This window comes from Wenzhouxiangella sp. XN24, assembly GCF_011064545.1.
In the GTDB taxonomy this organism is placed as follows: domain Bacteria; phylum Pseudomonadota; class Gammaproteobacteria; order Steroidobacterales; family XN24; genus XN24.
The window spans coordinates 59,486-75,743 of sequence record NZ_JAAMFG010000017.1; the positions used below are offsets into that span (position 1 = coordinate 59,486).

At 66.6% G+C, this 16,258-nt stretch carries 16 protein-coding genes; 6 read left to right on the top strand and 10 right to left on the bottom strand.

The window, feature by feature from the left end; translation table 11 throughout:
* Positions 1-8 precede the first annotated feature (8 nt).
* The 3 genes from G6032_RS00480 to fdxA all read left to right on the top strand — a co-directional run bounded on the left by G6032_RS00480 (position 9) and on the right by fdxA (position 1,344).
* Positions 9-239, top strand: coding sequence for a FeoC-like transcriptional regulator (locus G6032_RS00480; RefSeq protein WP_165280165.1), 231 nt, complete (start codon positions 9-11; stop codon positions 237-239).
* A gap of 119 nt (positions 240-358) precedes the next feature.
* Positions 359-901 (top strand): NUDIX hydrolase, encoded by a 543-nt coding sequence (locus tag G6032_RS00485; protein WP_165280166.1) that lies wholly within the window; start codon positions 359-361, stop codon positions 899-901.
* A gap of 119 nt (positions 902-1,020) precedes the next feature.
* Positions 1,021-1,344 (top strand): ferredoxin FdxA, encoded by a 324-nt coding sequence (fdxA, locus tag G6032_RS00490; protein WP_165280167.1) that lies wholly within the window; start codon positions 1,021-1,023, stop codon positions 1,342-1,344.
* A 104-nt stretch (positions 1,345-1,448) separates the two neighbouring features.
* Here fdxA and G6032_RS00495 read toward each other — a convergent pair whose 3' ends face one another.
* The 10 genes from G6032_RS00495 to G6032_RS00540 all read right to left on the bottom strand — a co-directional run bounded on the left by G6032_RS00495 (position 1,449) and on the right by G6032_RS00540 (position 12,426).
* Positions 1,449-2,168, bottom strand: coding sequence for a DsbC family protein (locus tag G6032_RS00495; RefSeq protein ID WP_165280168.1), 720 nt, complete (start codon positions 2,166-2,168; stop codon positions 1,449-1,451).
* Between the two features lie 129 nt (positions 2,169-2,297).
* Positions 2,298-3,248 (bottom strand): site-specific tyrosine recombinase XerD, encoded by a 951-nt coding sequence (gene xerD / locus G6032_RS00500; protein ID WP_165280169.1) that lies wholly within the window; start codon positions 3,246-3,248, stop codon positions 2,298-2,300.
* Between the two features lie 185 nt (positions 3,249-3,433).
* Positions 3,434-4,723 (bottom strand): hypothetical protein, encoded by a 1,290-nt coding sequence (locus G6032_RS00505; RefSeq protein WP_165280170.1) that lies wholly within the window; start codon positions 4,721-4,723, stop codon positions 3,434-3,436.
* Positions 4,723-5,349 (bottom strand): energy transducer TonB, encoded by a 627-nt coding sequence (locus tag G6032_RS00510; RefSeq protein WP_165280171.1) that lies wholly within the window; start codon positions 5,347-5,349, stop codon positions 4,723-4,725. The genes G6032_RS00505 and G6032_RS00510 overlap by 1 nt, the downstream gene beginning before the upstream one ends.
* Positions 5,349-5,759 (bottom strand): biopolymer transporter ExbD, encoded by a 411-nt coding sequence (locus G6032_RS00515; RefSeq protein ID WP_165280172.1) that lies wholly within the window; start codon positions 5,757-5,759, stop codon positions 5,349-5,351. Before G6032_RS00515 ends, G6032_RS00510 begins: the two co-directional genes overlap by 1 nt.
* Positions 5,760-5,803: 44 nt before the next feature.
* Entirely contained in the window at positions 5,804-6,214 is a 411-nt protein-coding gene (locus G6032_RS00520) for a biopolymer transporter ExbD (protein WP_165280173.1), read from the bottom strand.
* Between the two features lie 13 nt (positions 6,215-6,227).
* Complete coding sequence (locus tag G6032_RS00525) at positions 6,228-6,752, bottom strand: MotA/TolQ/ExbB proton channel family protein (RefSeq protein WP_165280174.1); 525 nt, start codon at positions 6,750-6,752, stop codon at positions 6,228-6,230.
* The gene (locus tag G6032_RS15530; RefSeq protein WP_165280175.1) at positions 6,749-8,092 is read right to left on the bottom strand and encodes a MotA/TolQ/ExbB proton channel family protein; all 1,344 of its coding nucleotides are present in this window, start codon (positions 8,090-8,092) and stop codon (positions 6,749-6,751) included. Before G6032_RS15530 ends, G6032_RS00525 begins: the two co-directional genes overlap by 4 nt.
* Complete coding sequence (locus tag G6032_RS00535) at positions 8,089-8,868, bottom strand: DUF3450 domain-containing protein (RefSeq protein ID WP_165280176.1); 780 nt, start codon at positions 8,866-8,868, stop codon at positions 8,089-8,091. The genes G6032_RS15530 and G6032_RS00535 overlap by 4 nt, the downstream gene beginning before the upstream one ends.
* Positions 8,869-9,000: 132 nt before the next feature.
* The gene (locus tag G6032_RS00540; RefSeq protein WP_165280177.1) at positions 9,001-12,426 is read right to left on the bottom strand and encodes a methylmalonyl-CoA mutase family protein; all 3,426 of its coding nucleotides are present in this window, start codon (positions 12,424-12,426) and stop codon (positions 9,001-9,003) included.
* A 333-nt stretch (positions 12,427-12,759) separates the two neighbouring features.
* Here G6032_RS00540 and G6032_RS00545 point away from each other — a divergent pair, with 333 nt between their 5' ends.
* The 3 genes from G6032_RS00545 to G6032_RS00555 are packed head-to-tail and all read left to right on the top strand — an operon-like array spanning position 12,760 to position 16,256.
* Entirely contained in the window at positions 12,760-13,881 is a 1,122-nt protein-coding gene (locus tag G6032_RS00545) for a Glu/Leu/Phe/Val dehydrogenase (protein ID WP_165280178.1), read from the top strand.
* Positions 13,882-13,927: 46 nt separating this feature from the next.
* Positions 13,928-15,067: an isovaleryl-CoA dehydrogenase gene (locus G6032_RS00550; RefSeq protein ID WP_165280332.1), complete on the top strand. Its 1,140-nt coding sequence runs from the start codon at positions 13,928-13,930 to the stop codon at positions 15,065-15,067.
* A 10-nt stretch (positions 15,068-15,077) separates the two neighbouring features.
* Positions 15,078-16,256, top strand: coding sequence for an acetyl-CoA C-acyltransferase (locus tag G6032_RS00555; RefSeq protein ID WP_165280179.1), 1,179 nt, complete (start codon positions 15,078-15,080; stop codon positions 16,254-16,256).
* Positions 16,257-16,258 lie beyond the last annotated feature (2 nt).

Genomic DNA, 16,258 nt, shown 5'->3' on the forward strand with positions numbered 1-16,258 from the left:
GACGCATCATGATCCTTACTCGTCTCCATGATTACCTGCAGATGCACGGACGTGCCAACGTCGCGGATCTTGCGCATCACCTGCAAGCCTCCCCGGCCGCGGTCGAAGGCATGCTGGAAGCGCTCGAGCGCAAGGGCGTCGTGCGCAAGACCGACCTGACCGATGGCTGCGGAGCGTGCAGCAAATGCGGCCCTGAAGCGATGAACTTTTACGAGTGGACCGGGGAACGCTCGACCTGATCGCGCCGCAAGCCGCTCCGGCCGGGTGAACCGGCAGGGTGACCGTGGTTCGAGGGGGGCGCTGGCAGCACCGGCCGCCGCGAGGCAGAATAGCGCCCCCCTCGTTTTTTCGGTAAACCATGAACTTCTGCAGCGCCTGCGGGCACACCGTGGAACTTCGCATCCCGGCCGGTGATTCATTCACCCGCTACGTGTGTCCATCCTGCGGCAAGGTCCATTACCAGAATCCATTGCTCGTCGTGGGCTGCGTGCCCGAATGGAACGACCAGGTCCTGTTGTGCCGCCGCGCCATCGAACCTCGACGCGGTTACTGGACCATCCCAGCCGGCTTCATGGAGAACGACGAGACGCTCGCCGAGGGCGCCGCACGCGAGACCATGGAAGAAGCCATGGCCCGCGTCGAGATCCAGGACATGTTCGCGGTCGTGGACGTGGTGCACGCCCGCCAGGTGCATGTCATGTTTCGCGCGAGATTGCTGGACGGCCGGTTCGGCGCGGGCGCCGAGAGCCTCGAGGTCGCGCTTTTCGATCCCGGGGACATTCCATGGGATGAGATCGCCTTCCTGTCGGTCCGTTTCGCGCTGGAAAAATTCCTCGAGGACCGGGCCGCCGGCGTCGTGCGGCTGCATACGACCGCCCTGGAGCGGCGCGGGGGCGGCTGAGTCGACTCGCGGCTGCCCGGATGACCCCGGCTGCGAACGAACCAACCGGAACGCCCTGTGGCACAATATCGGCGCGGTTCCCCTGCGCCTCGCAGATTCAATTCGGAGTTACGATCACCATGACTTTCGTCGTCACAGAAAATTGCATCAAGTGCAAATACATGGACTGTGTCGAGGTCTGCCCTGTGGACTGTTTCCACGAAGGCCCGAACTTCCTGGTCATCGATCCCGAAGAATGCATCGACTGCACGCTGTGCGAACCGGAATGCCCCGCCGAGGCGATCTTCTCCGAGGAAGACCTGCCCGCCGCCCAGGCGCATTTCCTGGAGCTCAACAAGGAGCTGTCGGAGCAGTGGCCGGTGATCACCGAAAAAGGCGAGCCGCCTGCGGATGCCGAGGAATGGGACGGCAAGACCGGCAAGCTCCAGCACCTGGAGCGCTGAACCGGCGGCGTACCCTGCCGCGCTGACAGGGTACGCCTGGTCGATACCGGGCCAGGGGCCAGGAGCCAGGGCCAGGGACCCGTGGCCGCGCGCTTCCTGCCGTGCTATTCCTGTTCGAGCATACGTGCCAGGTCGGCGGCCGGCAGGTAGCCCGGCACCACCGCCCCGCCGTCCGTGACGATGGCCGGGGTGCCGCGCAATCCGAGGTCCATGGCCAGCCGGTAGTGCGCGGCGACCGGTGTGTCCTCGCATGCCCCCTCGGCCGTCACCGGCTGGCCGAGCTTGGCGCGGGTCATGGCGTCGTTGCGGTCGGACGAGCACCACACCGCGTCGGCCCTGGTCCAGCCCGCCGAGCCGGGGCCGGCAATCGGGTAGAACATGTAGCGCACCGAAATACCCTGATCCGTATAGGTCTCGATCTCGCGGTGCAGCTTGCGGCAATAGGTGCAGTCCACGTCGGTGAACACGGTGACGGTGTGCTGCGCATTTTCCGCCGGGAAGATCACCATGGTCGATTCGTCGAACTCTCCGGCGAGACGATCGACGATTTCCGCCTGCAACTCCGCCTGCCGCGCACGGGTGAGATTGTCACCGTTCATCATGTCGACGACGTCGCCGCGCAAGAGGTAGCGGCCGTCCTCGCTCACGTATACGACCTGCGGCCCCATGGAAATCTCCCAGAGCCCGGCGATGGGCGTGGGCTTGACGTTCTCGGCCTCCACGCCCGGAAGACGTGCGGCAAGCCTCTCCTCCACGGAGACGTCGCCCGCGGCAGAACCGGGAAGCAGGGCGATCAGCCCGATGGCGGCAAACACTGTGTTCATTAGGGCTCCTGGAGAATGACAAGACCTGGCCGACGGAGAGTTCTGACCGGAGCGGGCGCGGGAATGTTCCTGTGCCTCTCGGGTCGGCAACAGATTCTATCGCGAAGCCGGGAGCGGCGTCGCGCGGGGTCAGCCGCGAGGATGGTGACGGGAGTGCATTTCCTTGAGCCGCTCGCGGGCGACATGGGTGTAGATCTGGGTCGTCGAAAGATCGCTATGGCCCAGCAGCATCTGCACTACGCGCAGGTCCGCACCATGGTTCAGCAGGTGCGTGGCGAAGGCGTGACGCAAGGTATGCGGCGACAGCGCCTGGCCGATTCCGGCCTGCTGCGTATACCGCTTGATGATGTGCCAGAAAGCCTGTCGCGTCATGCAGTCGCCGCGCCGGGTCGGAAAAACGAACTCCGTCTGCTTTTCCAGCAGTATTTCGTCGCGCGGCCCGGCGATGAAACGCTGCAGCCACTCGAGCGATTCCTCGCCCAGGGGAATCAGCCGTTCCCGCCCGCCCTTGCCGATCACCCGCACGACACCCTGGTTGAGATTCACCTGGGCGAGCCGCAGGCTGACGAGCTCCGTCACGCGCAGCCCCGTCGCATACAACACTTCGAGCATGGTGCGATCCCGATGGCCGAGCGGCTCCTCTGTCTTCGGCGCGTCGAGCAGGGCCTCCACCTCTTCCTCGCTGAGCGATTTCGGCAGGGGGCGTCCGATTTTCGGCATCGAGATTTCCGCCGTGGGATCCTCGCCCGCGCCCCGCTCGCGGAGCAGCCAGCGGAAAAACCGACGGAAGCTCGACAACTGGCGGGCCGAGGAGCGGGGCCGCGCGCCGCCCTCCGCGCGTCCGGCGATGAAGCCGAGGACGTCATCCCGCCCGGCTTCGGTGATCGGCTTGCCGCTCGGTGCGATCCAGCGCGCCAGGGCCAGCAGGTCGGTGCGATAAGCGGACAGGGTATTCTTCGACAGGCCACGCTCCATCCAGGCGGCATCGAGAAAGCGATCGATCGCCTGCGTGGACGCATCGAGATGACCCTGGTCGATCCCGGCCTCCTCCCGACGTCCGCTGTTCCCGCCTGCGCTCATCCCGTCCACTTCGCTGTCCACTGTCCGCAAGGCCCACGGGCCCCATGAGAGCAGACATTCTCGACGGACACGGCGGGTGACGATGCGACCAGCGTCACATATCAGGCCGCGATTAACATAAATCGAACGGCGGGGGCTCCGCGGGCCGGGACGCGCCCGCGGAGCCGGGCTGGGCGATGGGTACCCTAGTTTCTGAGTTCCGCGACCTGGATGCGGTCCTCGACGAAGCGCTGCCATTCGCGCGCCTGGGACCGGATCTTGGCATCGAAATCCTGCGCGCGCTGGAAGGCCTGGCGCGCCTCGCGCAATTCGCCGAGCTCCATGGTGCCGATGCCGATCATCAACCAGACGCCACCCGGGTTCGACAGGTTGCCGACCTCGAGGGCCTGGCGGGCCGCATCCACCGTTGCCTGCCATTCGTTCTGTTCCATCATCAGGCGCGCCTTCTGCATGAACAGGTCGCCCTCACCCGTCATCGGGGCCAGCCGGTCGATCACGCGGCCGGCCCGCTCGTACTCGCGCGCAGCGGTCCAGGCCTGCAGCAGCAGCCTGAGATTGGCCTCCTCCGGCGCGACCCGGCCCGCCTCCATGGCCGCGGAGAGAATCTGGCCGGCCTGGAAAGGCAGTTCGACGAACATGCTCATGCGCACGAGGTTGAGAAGCTTCTTTTCTTCCTCGATCAGCCCGGCGTTGTAGGCCGCCATCAGCGCCGCCAGCGCGTCGGTGTCCTGGTTGAGCTCCTGGTGCGCCCCGGAGAGCATCTCCCAGTAGCTCAGCTTCTGTGGCGCCATCGAGACGAGTATCTTCAGGACGTCCAGCGCCGCGCGGAAATCCTTCAGCTCGAAGTGGATCGCCAGCTCGAGCTGGTGCCAGCTCTCGGCCGCCTTGGCGCCGGCATCGCGAATGGCGCCCCGGACCCATGGCAGCGCTTCGCGGTAGCGCTCCATCTGCGCGTAGTTCTGCGCCATCATGATCTGGTCTTCCGGCGTCTTCTCCGGCTGGTAGCGGAAGTACTCCGTCATCATGTCGATGGACTTCTGCCACTCTTCACGCGAGGAGTAGAGCTGGGCGAGCGCCCTCATCATGTTGAAGTGGGCGCTGTTGGGCAGCGCGTCCAGCTCGACGGCCGTCTCGAAGTGCGGCACGGCTTCGTTGACGCGATCCACTGCGATCAGGATGTAGCCGTAGATCTGTTCGCCCATGGCGCGCTCATAGTCGCTGAGCTCGGACGAGAGGTAGGCCTGCGCCGACTTCAGCGCTTCCTGGTAGTCGCTGTTCGTGTAGTGCTGGACGAGGCTGTCGAAGCGCCGGTACGCCCGTTCCCCCATCAGCGCGTTGGGCTCCTTGCGTTCCAGCTCCGGCTTCGGCGCTTCCTGCGCAAGCGCGCCGGACGGGGCCGCCGCGACCGCGAGCAGGACCGCGGTGCAGAAGCCCGCGACGATGGACATCATTCGTTCGCTCGGCTGGAACATCATCACGATTCCGGGTTGATGTTGAATTCGATCGTCTGTTCGGCTTCTCTCGAGACAGCCTCCCCGTCGACGATCCGCGGCTTGAACTTCCAGCGCAGGATGGCCCGCACGGCCTCACGGTTGAAGACACGCGGCGGCTGGGCCTCGATGACCGAGGGATTCAGCACGGTACCGTCCGGGGCGATCGTGAACTTGATCCGCACCCACCCCTCCAGGCCCCGAAGCAGTGCATCGCGGGGATAGCTGGGCTCGATGCGCACGATCGGCACGATGTCCCCGTCCGCGGCGCCGTCCCCCGTCTGCCACCCGGCGGCCACGACGGGTCCCCCGGTGAAACTGGCGGAGATATCCGGCGTCTCGATGTCGAGGCGCTGCTTCACGACCTGCTGGGGCGCCTGGGTCTGCAACTGCGGTGGTGGGGGCGGCTTGTCGGGCGGCGGCGGCTTGCGCGGCACCTGGCGCTCGCGCGTCTGGACGATCTCCTCGGCCTTGACGCGCACGAAGTCGATCACCTTGCCGGTCTCGTCGGGCCGCTGGAAACCGTCCCGGCCCCCGACGAGCAGATGCATCACCAGGAACAGCAGCAGGGCGACCACGGTACCCGCGGCAATGGAAGCCAGGAATCGCATCAGCCACCTCCCGCGGGTTGCGCCGCGACCGATATGTTCAGGATGCCTCCCAGGCGCACCTGGTCCATCAGGTCGATGAGGATGCCGGTCTCGGAACGCTCGTCGGCGATGATCACGACCGTGCTTTCCGGGCTCTCGTTGCGGGCCTGCTCGACGCGCTGCCGCACAGCCTCCAGGGGCACCTCGCGCTTGTCCATCCAGATCTGGCCCGTGGCGGAGACGCCGATCAGGATGTTGCCGCGCGCCTGCTGGCTCGCGGTGAGCGCCTCGGGCCGCTGCGGGTCGATGCCCGTCTCGCGGATGAACGAGGTCGTGACGATGAAGAAGATCAGCATGATGAACACGATGTCCAACATCGGCGTGATGTTGATCTCGGCCTCTTCCTCGCGCGTCGCGTGCCTTCTTGCCATAAGGTTGAGAGTCTCGCTGGGTGCCTAAAGTTTCGTGCCGCCGGTCAGCGCTTCGCCATCGCGGCGATCGAGACCTGGTCCGCTCCGGCCATCCGGGCCTGGTCGATGACCCGGACCATCAGCCCGGAATCCGACGCGCGATCGGCGATGACGACCACCGGCGTGTCCTGTCCCTTGGTGGCGAGCTCGCCTTCCACGTTCGCCCGCACGGCACGAATATCGACCTGCCGGCCGCTGACTTCGATGACGCCCGTCGACTCGATGCGGATCGCGATCACCTCGCTGATCTTCTTCTCTTCCTGCGGCTCGTTCGACGGACGATTGAGCTCCAGGCCGATTTCCTTGACGAAGGACGTCGTCACGATGAAGAAGATCAGCATGATGAACACGATGTCCAACATCGGCGTGATGTTGATCTCGGCTTCATCCTCGCTTCTGGCGATCCTGCGTCTCATGCCAAGTCAATCCTCAATGTCGGATCATGAGGGCTTCGGCCCGATCGATCTGCGCGCCGGCCTTTTTTTCCAGCCAGGCGGCGAAATAAAGTCCCGACAGCGCGGCCACGAGACCGGACATGGTCGGAATCGTCGCCTTGGAGACGCCACCCGCCATGAGCCGCGCGTTGCCGGTCCCGGCGAAGGCCATGACGTCGAACACGGCGATCATGCCCGTCACCGTACCGAGCAGCCCAAGCAACGGCAGCACGGCCATCAGCGTCTTGATGAGCAGGAGGTAACGACGGCTCTCGAGCTTGACCTCCGAGATGACCCCGTTGCGCACCTGGTTGGCGTACCACGACGTCGTATCCTGCCGCGCGTCCCAGTTGGCCTCCACTTCGCGCAACCGCCCGGGCATCACGAAATAGAAGTACCAGATCCGCTCGATGATGAACGTCCACATGAGCACCGTCACGACCAGGATGCCGTACAGGACGTTGCCGCCCATTTCGAAGAAATCCCGGATCGATACGAATGCATCGACGAACGGGTTCATCTGCCGGCTTCCGACTGCTTCGCGATGATGCCCGCGCTCTGCTCCTCCAGCACTTCGATGAGCGCCTTGCTGCGGCTCGCCACCACGCTGTGCAGCAGCACCAGCGGAATCGCGACCGTCAGGCCGAGCACCGTCGTGACGAGTGCCTGGGAAATACCGCCGGCCATCAGCTTCGGATCACCGGTGCCGAACAGCGTGATCGCCTGGAAGGTCGCGATCATGCCGGTCACGGTGCCGAGCAGGCCGAGCAACGGCGCGACCGCGGCGATGACCTTGATGGCCCCCTGCCAGGTCTCCAGCTTCGGCACTTCCCTGAGGATCGCCTCGTCGAGCTTCAGCTCGAGCGTCTCGGTGTCGGCGTCCGTGTTGTCCTCGTAGACCTTCAGGATCCGGCCCAGCGGATTGTTCTCGGTGGCCGTCTCCTTCTTCAGCTGGCCGCGGATCTTGGTGCCTACGGTCGTGAGATAGATCCAGCGCACCAGCGCGATCAGCAGGCCGACGATGCCCAGCGCGATGATCACGTAGCCGACCACGCCGCCCTGCGCCGTGCGCTCGGCCAGGCTCGGTTCCTGGATGAGCAGCGCGAGCAGCGAGCCGCGGCCCGGATCGACCGCCGCCGCCACCGTGGTGTTCGGGCTCGCCTCGAACAGGTTCTGCGCCATCGACACGTAGCGCGCCTGCGGCTGGCGGGCGAGCTCGAGGATGGTCTGCGTCTCGGGAATGTAGTTCAAAAACCCGTTGTCCGAGATCAGGTTGAAGACACCGACCCGGACGACCGTCTCCTCGGCCGAGGTGCCGTCGGGCTTGGTGACGGTGGCGTCGAAACGGGCCACCTTGGCGCTGCGGACCATTTCTTCCGTGAGCAGCGCGCGCAACGCATTGAGATCTTCCATCGACGGCACGCCGCGCACCTTGGCGAGACGCTCGGCGAGCTCCTCGCGATTCGGATCCTGCGCAGTCACCAGCGAGGTCCGGATCAGGCCCACCGTATCGCCCGAGACCTGCCGGACGACACCGAACAGCTCGCCGAAGTTGCCGAGCTGGGTGCGCAACGTGTCGTTGAGTTCCGCCAGCTCCAGTTCGTTGGCGTTGAACTGGTTGGTGAGCTCGTCGCTGCGGCGCTCGGCGGCGGCCAGTTCCTGGCGCGCCTGGTTCAACAGCTCGCGCTGCTCGTTGCGGTTCTGCAAGAAGCGGCGTTCCCGCTCCTGGTTCTCCGCGCTGAGCTGGCTGCGGGACTCGCGGACCTGTTGCAGCAACTCGTCGAGCGAATCGACGGCGAGTGCCGGCGAAGCCCCGAGGGCGACCGTCAACGCGGCCGCGGCAAGAATGAACTTTCTCATTGCACCTGCTCCGTCTCGGGGGCGGGAACCGGAAGGCGCAGCAGGTTCGGTGCAGCCTGTTGCCGGGCGATCCGCAGCCCCTCGACCACGTCGTTGCGGTAGTCGTTGGCGACTTCCCATTCGCCGGTGTTCTTGTTCCAGAACCCCGTTTCCTCGCGATCCGGCGTCTGGTAGGCCAGCAGGATCCTGCCGACACGGAGGAAATCGACCTTGCGGTCGCCGAGCTGGCCGTCGTAGGCCTCGGTGGTCCGGCCGAAATCGGCCTCGATCTGGTAGGCGTTCATGATCTGCCGGTACCGCTCGGAGACGGTGACGTCGGACTGCTCCATGATCTCGCGAAGCATCTCCACCCGGTTGCGGCGTTCCTGGAGCTGGAACGGCATGTCGAGCTCGATGAAGGTGGCCAGGTCCTCGATCATCTCGAACATCAGCGGGATGATCTCCTGCTGGACCTCCTGGAAACTGACCAGCTGCCGTTCGATGTCCTGCTTCTCGCTCTCCTGGTCGTTGACCAGTGCCGCCAGGTTCTCGTTGTAGATCTGGACCCGGTCGAGGCGCTGGATCACCACGCGGTAGTCGCCGAGAAGCTCCGTCGTCTCATCGGCCAGCTGGGCGATCCGCGCCTGTGAGCGCGCCGCATCCTGGACACTGGACTTCTGTTCCGCCAGCGCGGTGTTCAGGGTGCGTTGTTGCGCTGCGGCCGAGCCGAGCGGCAGCACCACCGCCAGCGCCAGGGCGGCGAACGCACTCGGGCGCCATCTCCTGATTTGATGCATGAGAACCTCTTCGATAGGACAGAGACAGGTATGGGGTACGGCCGCAGGCGGAGCCGCGGGAAGCGTGAGAAGCTAGCAGAATCATCCGCCGATGAAAAGCGCGCCGAGGCGGAAGAACCGGCACCCGGAGCCTCACATGTTACGGCGGTATTGCCCTCCGACGGAGTAGAGCGTCCGGCTGATCTGCCCGAGGGAACGGTGCTTGACGGTCTCCATGAGGGCGCCGAAAACGTTGCCGCCGCTGGCGGCGATCCCGGCAAGGTCCTCCAGGGCCCGTTCCCCGGCCGCGCCACCCAGCGCATTGAAAGCCCTGGCGGCCTCTACCTGGGCCTTTTTCTCGTGCTCCCCGGACCGGATCAGCTGGCCCTCCTCGACGGAGGCCTCGCCGGCCCCGTCCGGGCCCAGGAAGGTGTTGACGCCTACCAGTGGCAGGCTGCCGTCGTGTTTCTTGTGCTCGTAGTACAGGCTTTCCTCCTGGATCCGGCCCCGCTGGTACATGGACTCCATGGCGCCCAGCACGCCGCCGCGCTCCGCGAGCCGTTCGAATTCCTGGTACACGGCCTCCTCCACCTGGTCGGTCAGGTAGTCGATCGCAAAGGACCCCTGCCAGGGGTTCTGGTTGCGGTTGAGCCCCAGTTCCCGGTTGATGATCAGCTGGATCGCGACCGCGCGGCGCACCGAGGCCTCGGTCGGCGTGGTCAGCGCCTCGTCGAAGGCGTTGGTGTGCAGGCTGTTGCAGTTGTCGAACAGGGCGTACAGCGCCTGCAGCGTCGTGCGTATGTCGTTGAATTGCATCTCCTGGGCATGCAGGCTGCGCCCGGATGTCTGGATGTGATACTTGAGCATCTGGCTGCGCGCGGAGGCGCCGTAGAGCCGCTTCATGGCGCGCGCCCAGATGCGTCGCGCCACCCGGCCGATCACGGCGTACTCCGGATCCATGCCGTTGGAAAAGAAGAACGACAGGTTGGGCGCGAACTCGTCGATCTTCATGCCCCGCGCAAGGTAGTACTCGACGATGGTGAAGCCGTTCGCCAGAGTGAAGGCGAGCTGTGTGACCGGGTTCGCGCCCGCTTCCGCGATGTGATAGCCGCTGATCGACACCGAATAGAAATTCCGCACCCCGGCGTCGATGAAGTACTGCTGCACGTCGCCCATCATCCGCAGGGCGAATTCCGTGGAGAAGATGCAGGTGTTCTGGGCCTGGTCCTCCTTGAGGATATCGGCCTGGACCGTGCCCCGGACCTTCGCCAGGGTCTCGGCCCGGATGCGCGCGTAGGTCGCCGCATCCACGACCTGGTCGCCCGACAGGCCCAGGAGCCCGAGCCCGGAGCCGTCGTGCCCCTCCGGCAGGGTGTCGCGATAGCGGGGGCGGCGCTCTCCCAGCAGGGCCTCGATGCGGCGCTCGGCCTCCGGCCAGCCGCCCGTGGCGCGGAGGTGGCGCTCGACCTGCTGGTCGATCGCGGTGTTCATGAACATCGCCAGGATCATCGGCGCCGGGCCGTTGATCGTCATGGAGACCGAGGTCGCCGGGTCGCACAGGTCGAAGCCGGAGTAGAGGCGCTTCATGTCGTCCAGGGTGGCGATCGAGACGCCGGAATTGCCGATGCGGCCATAGACGTCGGGTCGCTCGTCGGGATCCTCGCCGTACAGGGTCACGGAATCGAAGGCCGTCGAGAGTCTCGTGGCGGCATGCCCGCCGGCCAGGTAATGGAAGCGGCGGTTGGTGCGCTCGGGCATGCCCTCGCCGGCAAACATCCGGATCGGGTCCTCTTCGACCCGCCGGTAGGGATAGACGCCGCCGGTATAGGGATAGGCGCCGGGCAGGTTCTCGCGCAGCAGGAAGCGCAGCAGCTGGCCCCAGTCCTCGTATTGCGGCGCCGCCAGCCGCGGCAGCGGCAACCGGGCCAGCGATTCGGTGTAGTTCTCCCCGGTCAGTTCGCGGTCCCGGACCCGGTAACGGTACTGCGGGGCCTCGATGCCCTCGCGGCGTGCCGGCCAGTCCTGCAGCAGGCCGATGCATTCCGGCCCCAGGGTGTCGAGCGCCTCGTTGTAGCGCCGCCGCACGCCCGCCAGCGCATCGTCGCCATGAAGCGCCTCGGCCGGGTAGGGATGCAGCGCCGCCGGCCGCGCCGGATCCAGGCCCTCCAGCGCCCGCCAGCAGGCCCAGGCGGTGGCGGCGGCCTCCGCCGCATGCTCGGCATCGTGGTTGGCGCGCCGGCCGTCCTCGGCGATCTCGGCGAGATACCGGACGCGGCGCGGGGGAATCAATGCACCGTGATCGGTGGCGGCCGGCAACGCCGGCGGCGTCCAGTCGGCCGCCTCCACGCCACAGCGGGCCACGATCTTCTCGCACAGCGCGGTGAACAGTCGGTTCACCCCCGGGTCGTTGAACTGGCTCGCGATGGTCGGGTACACGGGCACGTCGTCGTCCGCCAGGTCGAAGGCCTTGCGGTTGCGCTTCCATTGCTTGCGCACGTCGCGCAAGGCGTCCTCGGCGCCGCGCTTCTCGAACTTGTTCAGCACCACGATGTCGGCAAAATCGAGCATGTCGATCTTTTCCAGCTGGCTGGCGGCGCCGTATTCGCTGGTCATCACGTACACCGGCAGGTCCACGAGATCGACGATCTCGGTGTCGCTCTGGCCGATGCCCGCCGTCTCGACGATCACGAGGCCGAACCCCACCGACTTGAGGAACTCGATGGCCTCGGCGAGCGCGGCGCTGGTCGCCAGGTGCTGTCGCCGGGTGGCGACCGAGCGCATGTAGATGCGCTCGTCGGACAGGGCGTTCATGCGGATCCGGTCGCCGAGCAATGCGCCGCCGGTGCGCCGGCGGGTCGGATCGACCGCCAGCACCGCGATCGGCCGGTCGGGAAAACTCCGCAGGAAACGGTTCAGGATCTCGTCCGTGAGGCTCGATTTCCCGGCGCCGCCGGTGCCCGTGATGCCGATCACCGGAACCCGGCCGGCCGTCTCCTCGCGCGGACCCCGCAGCACCACCGTGGATTCCGTGTCGTCGGCCGACTGCTCGATCAGGCTGAGGCTGTGGCCGATGCGCAGGAAATCGCCGGGGCCGTCCGCTCCGGGGCGGAGTGTCGGGCGACGGGCCGCCCGGACCCGCTTGAAGACGTCGTCGATCATGCCCTCCAGGCCGAGGCGCAAGCCTTCCTCCGGTCCGTAGACGCGCTCGACCCCGTACTCCTCGAGCGCGCGGCGCTCCTCGGGCGAAATCGTCCCGCCGCCACCGACCACCACGCGGATATGCTCGGCTCCATGCTCCCGGAGCATATCGATCATGTAGCGGAAGTACTCGTTGTGCCCGCCCTGGTACGAGGACACCGCGATGCCGTCGGCGTCTTCTTGCAGCGCAGCGCGCACGATGTCGGCGACGCTGCGGTTGTGTCCGAGGTGCACGACCTCCGCGCCGCCGGACTGCAGGATGCGGCGGATGATGTTGATCGCGGCATCGTGGCCGTCGAACAGCGAGGCGGCGGTGATGAACCGCAGCGGTTTCGCGTCCGTTCCCGGCAATATCTGCAGGTTTTTTGCGGCGGTGCTCATGGCGATGACGGGACCCGGGCGGCGCCGCGCAGGGCGGCAAGCCACAAATTATAGCGGCAACGGATCACGCGACGGAGCCTCGGCACGAATGCTGCGATGCCACATAAGCTTCCGGCAATGCACGAGTTTTCCGCGGCCGCTATAATTCGCCGGCCCGTTTTCGTCGCCCGGCCCGCCACGGAGTTTCGCCTCCCGGGTCTGCCCCGCGACGGAACCAGCGAACCGCAGAACCGCTGCGCGGCCCCCCGGGGGACCGTGGAGCGCAGCGCACCAGAATGACGAAGCCAGCTGCGGACACCGCCCGTCGGCCCGCACCCCAGGAGGTCTCCCCAGATGAATCTCTTCCAGCAGCTCGAGGGTATGGGCCACGAGCAGGTCGTGTTCTTCCAGCACAAGGACAGCGGGCTCAAAGCCATCGTCGCGATCCACAACACGGCGCTCGGGCCGGCGCTCGGGGGCTTGCGGATGTGGCCCTACGCCAGCGACGAGGACGCGATCAAGGACGTCCTGCGACTGTCACGCGGCATGACCTACAAGGCCGCGGTGTCCGGGCTCAACCTCGGCGGCGGCAAGGCCGTGCTGATTGGCGACCCGGCGACGGACAAGAGCGAAGGCCTGTTTCGCGCCTTCGGCCGCTTCATCGGTTCGCTCGGGGGCCGCTACATCACCGCCGAGGACGTCGGCACCACCGTCGACGACATGGATTACATCTACCAGGAGACGGACCGCGTGGTCGGCGTGCACCGGGTCCATGGCGGCAGCGGCGATCCCTCGCCGTTCACGGCCTTCGGCACGTTGCAGGGGATCATGGCCTGCCTGCAGAAGAAATACGGCCACCAGGATCCCGGCAAGGTGAGTTTCGCCATCCAGGGGGTGGGCAGCGTCGGTTATTACCTGACGAAATTCCTCTCGGAGGCCGGCGCCAAGGTGTTCGTCTGCGACATCAATACCGCCCGCGTGGCACAGGTCGTGGAGGAGTTCGGCGCGGAAGCCGTACCCATGGAGCAGATCTACGACGTGGACGCCAACGTCTTCTCGCCCTGCGCCCTCGGCGGCGTCATCAACGACGACACCCTGCCGCGGCTGAAATTCGACATCGTCGCCGGCAGCGCCAACAACCAGCTCGAGACCAGCGCGCACGGCACGGCCCTGGAAGAACGCAGCATTCTCTACGCGCCGGACTACGCCATCAACGCCGGCGGCCTCATGAACGTGGCGATCGAGCTGCAGGGCTATGACCGCGATCGCGCCTACCGCACCGTGTCGAGCATCCGCGACATTATGGGGCGGATCTTCCAGCTCGCCGAACGCGACGGCATCCCGACGTGGAAAGCCGCGGACCGCCTCGCCGAGGAACGCATCGCCATGATCACCAAGGTCAAGGAGCCTTATTCGAAGCGCTTCAAGGACCGCCTATCGGGTCGCCGCGGCCACGCGACCGCGGCGCAGGAGTGATCGTATCTTGAGCGCTTTCAACACCGCTCTCGGGGAAGACCTGGACATGCTGCGCGACGCCGTCCGGCGTTTCGCCGCCGAGCGCATCGCGCCCCAGGCCGCAGAGATCGATGCGCGCAACGAGTTCCCGCAGTCGCTGTGGACCGAGCTCGGCGAAATGGGCCTGCTGGGCATCACCGTCGGAGAAGATTACGGCGGCGCCGGGCTCGGCTACCTGGCGCATTGCGTCGCCATGGAGGAAATCTCCCGGGCCTCGGCTTCGGTCGGACTCTCCTATGGCGCGCATTCCAATCTCTGCCTGAACAACATCTGGCTCAACGGCAACGAGGCACAGAAGAAGAAATACCTGCCCCGGCTGTGCTCGGGCGAATGGGTCGGGGCGCTCGCAATGTCCGAGCCCGGCGCCGGCTCCGACGTCATCGGGTCGATGAGCTGCACCGCCGTGCGCCGCGGCGACACCTGGATCGCCAACGGCTCCAAGATGTGGATCACCAACGGCCCGGAGGCTTCCGTGCTGCTGGTCTACATGCGCACGGCCGACGCCTCCGCGGGTTCCAGGAGCGTCACGGCCTTCCTGGTCGAGCGGGACATGCCCGGATTCCGCACGGCACAGAAGCTGGACAAGCTCGGCATGCGGGGCTCCAACACCTGCGAGCTGGTGTTCGAGGACTGCGAGATCCCTGCCGAGAACGTGCTCGGTGAAGTCAATGGCGGCGCCTACCTGATGATGCGCGGCCTGGATTCCGAGCGCCTCGTCCTCTCGGGCGGGCCGCTCGGCATCATGCAGGCCTGCATGGACACGGTCCTGCCGTACCTGCATGAACGCAAGCAGTTCGGCGAGCCGATCGGCAGCTTCGGCATCATGCAGGCGAAGATCGCCGACATGTACACGGCGCTGCAGTCGTCGCGCGCATTCACCTACCGCGTGGCGGGCCAGTTCGACAGCGGCGAGCCCACCCGCATGGACGCCGCCGCCTGCCTGCTGCTCGCCTCCGGCTCCGCCGTGACGCTCGCCCTGGAAGCGGTGCAGATCCTCGGCGGCAACGGTTACATCAACGAATATCCCGCCGGCCGGTTGCTGCGCGACGCCAAGCTCTACGAGATCGGCGCGGGCACCAGCGAGATCCGCCGCATGCTGATCGGCCGCGAGCTGTTCCGCACGACGGGCAACCCCGATTCGAACTGAGGAGTCGATCATGAGCCAGGACACCATCGTCATCGCCGCGGCGCGCCGCACCCCCATCGGCGCCTTCCAGGGCGGCCTGAGCCCCGTGCCGGCACCGCAACTCGCGGCGGTCGCGATCCGCGCCGCCCTGGAGGACGCGGGGGTCGCGCCGGACGAAGTCTCCGAGGCCATCATCGGTTGCGTGCTGCCCGCCGGACTCGGCCAGGCGCCGGCCCGCCAGGCGGCCCTCGCCGCCGGATTGCCCGACGCTGTGGGCTGCACGACGGTCAACAAGGTCTGCGGCTCGGGCATGAAGGCGACCATGTTCGGTCATGACCTCTTGCGCGCGGGCTCCGGCCGGGTCGTGCTCGCCGGCGGCATGGAGTCGATGAGCAATGCGCCGTATCTCCTGCCGAAGGCGCGCGCCGGCTACCGGATGGGCCACCAGGAAGTGCTCGATCACATGTTCTACGACGGCCTGCAGAATCCCTACGACGGCAACATGATGGGCCACTTCGCCGAACTCACCGCGGAAAAGTACGGCTTCACGCGCGAGGCGCAGGACGCATTCTCGCTGGCGAGCGTGCAGCGCGCGCTGCAGGCCATCGAGGGCGCATTCGCCGCGGAGGTCGCCCCGGTGACGGTGAAGACCCGCCGCGGTGAAACCGTGGTGTCCCATGACGAGGAACCGGGCCGCTGCGAGATCGACAAGATTTCCACCATGCGGCCGGCCTTTCGCAAGGACGGCACCGTCACGGCGGCCTCGTCGTCATCGATTTCCGACGGCGCCGCGGCGCTGTTGCTCATGACCGAGGCCGAAGCGGGACGCCGCGGCCTCGAACCCCTTGCCCGGATCGTGGGCCACGGGGGTTTCGCTCATGCCCCGGAGTGGTTCACCACGGCGCCGGTGTCGGCGACAAAGCAGCTGCTCGAGCGGCTCGGCTGGGCGCCCGACAGCGTCGATCTCTACGAGATCAACGAGGCCTTCGCCATCGTGACCATGGCCGCCATGCACGATCTCGGCCTCGACCACGACAAGGTCAACGTCAACGGCGGCGCCTGCGCGCTGGGCCACCCGATCGGCGCCACCGGCGCGCGGCTGCTCGTCACCCTCGCCCACGCTTTGCGGGCGCGCGGACTGAAACGCGGCGTCGCCTCGCTGTGCATCGGGGGCGGCGAAGCGACCGCCGTCGCGATCGAGGCATTCTGAAG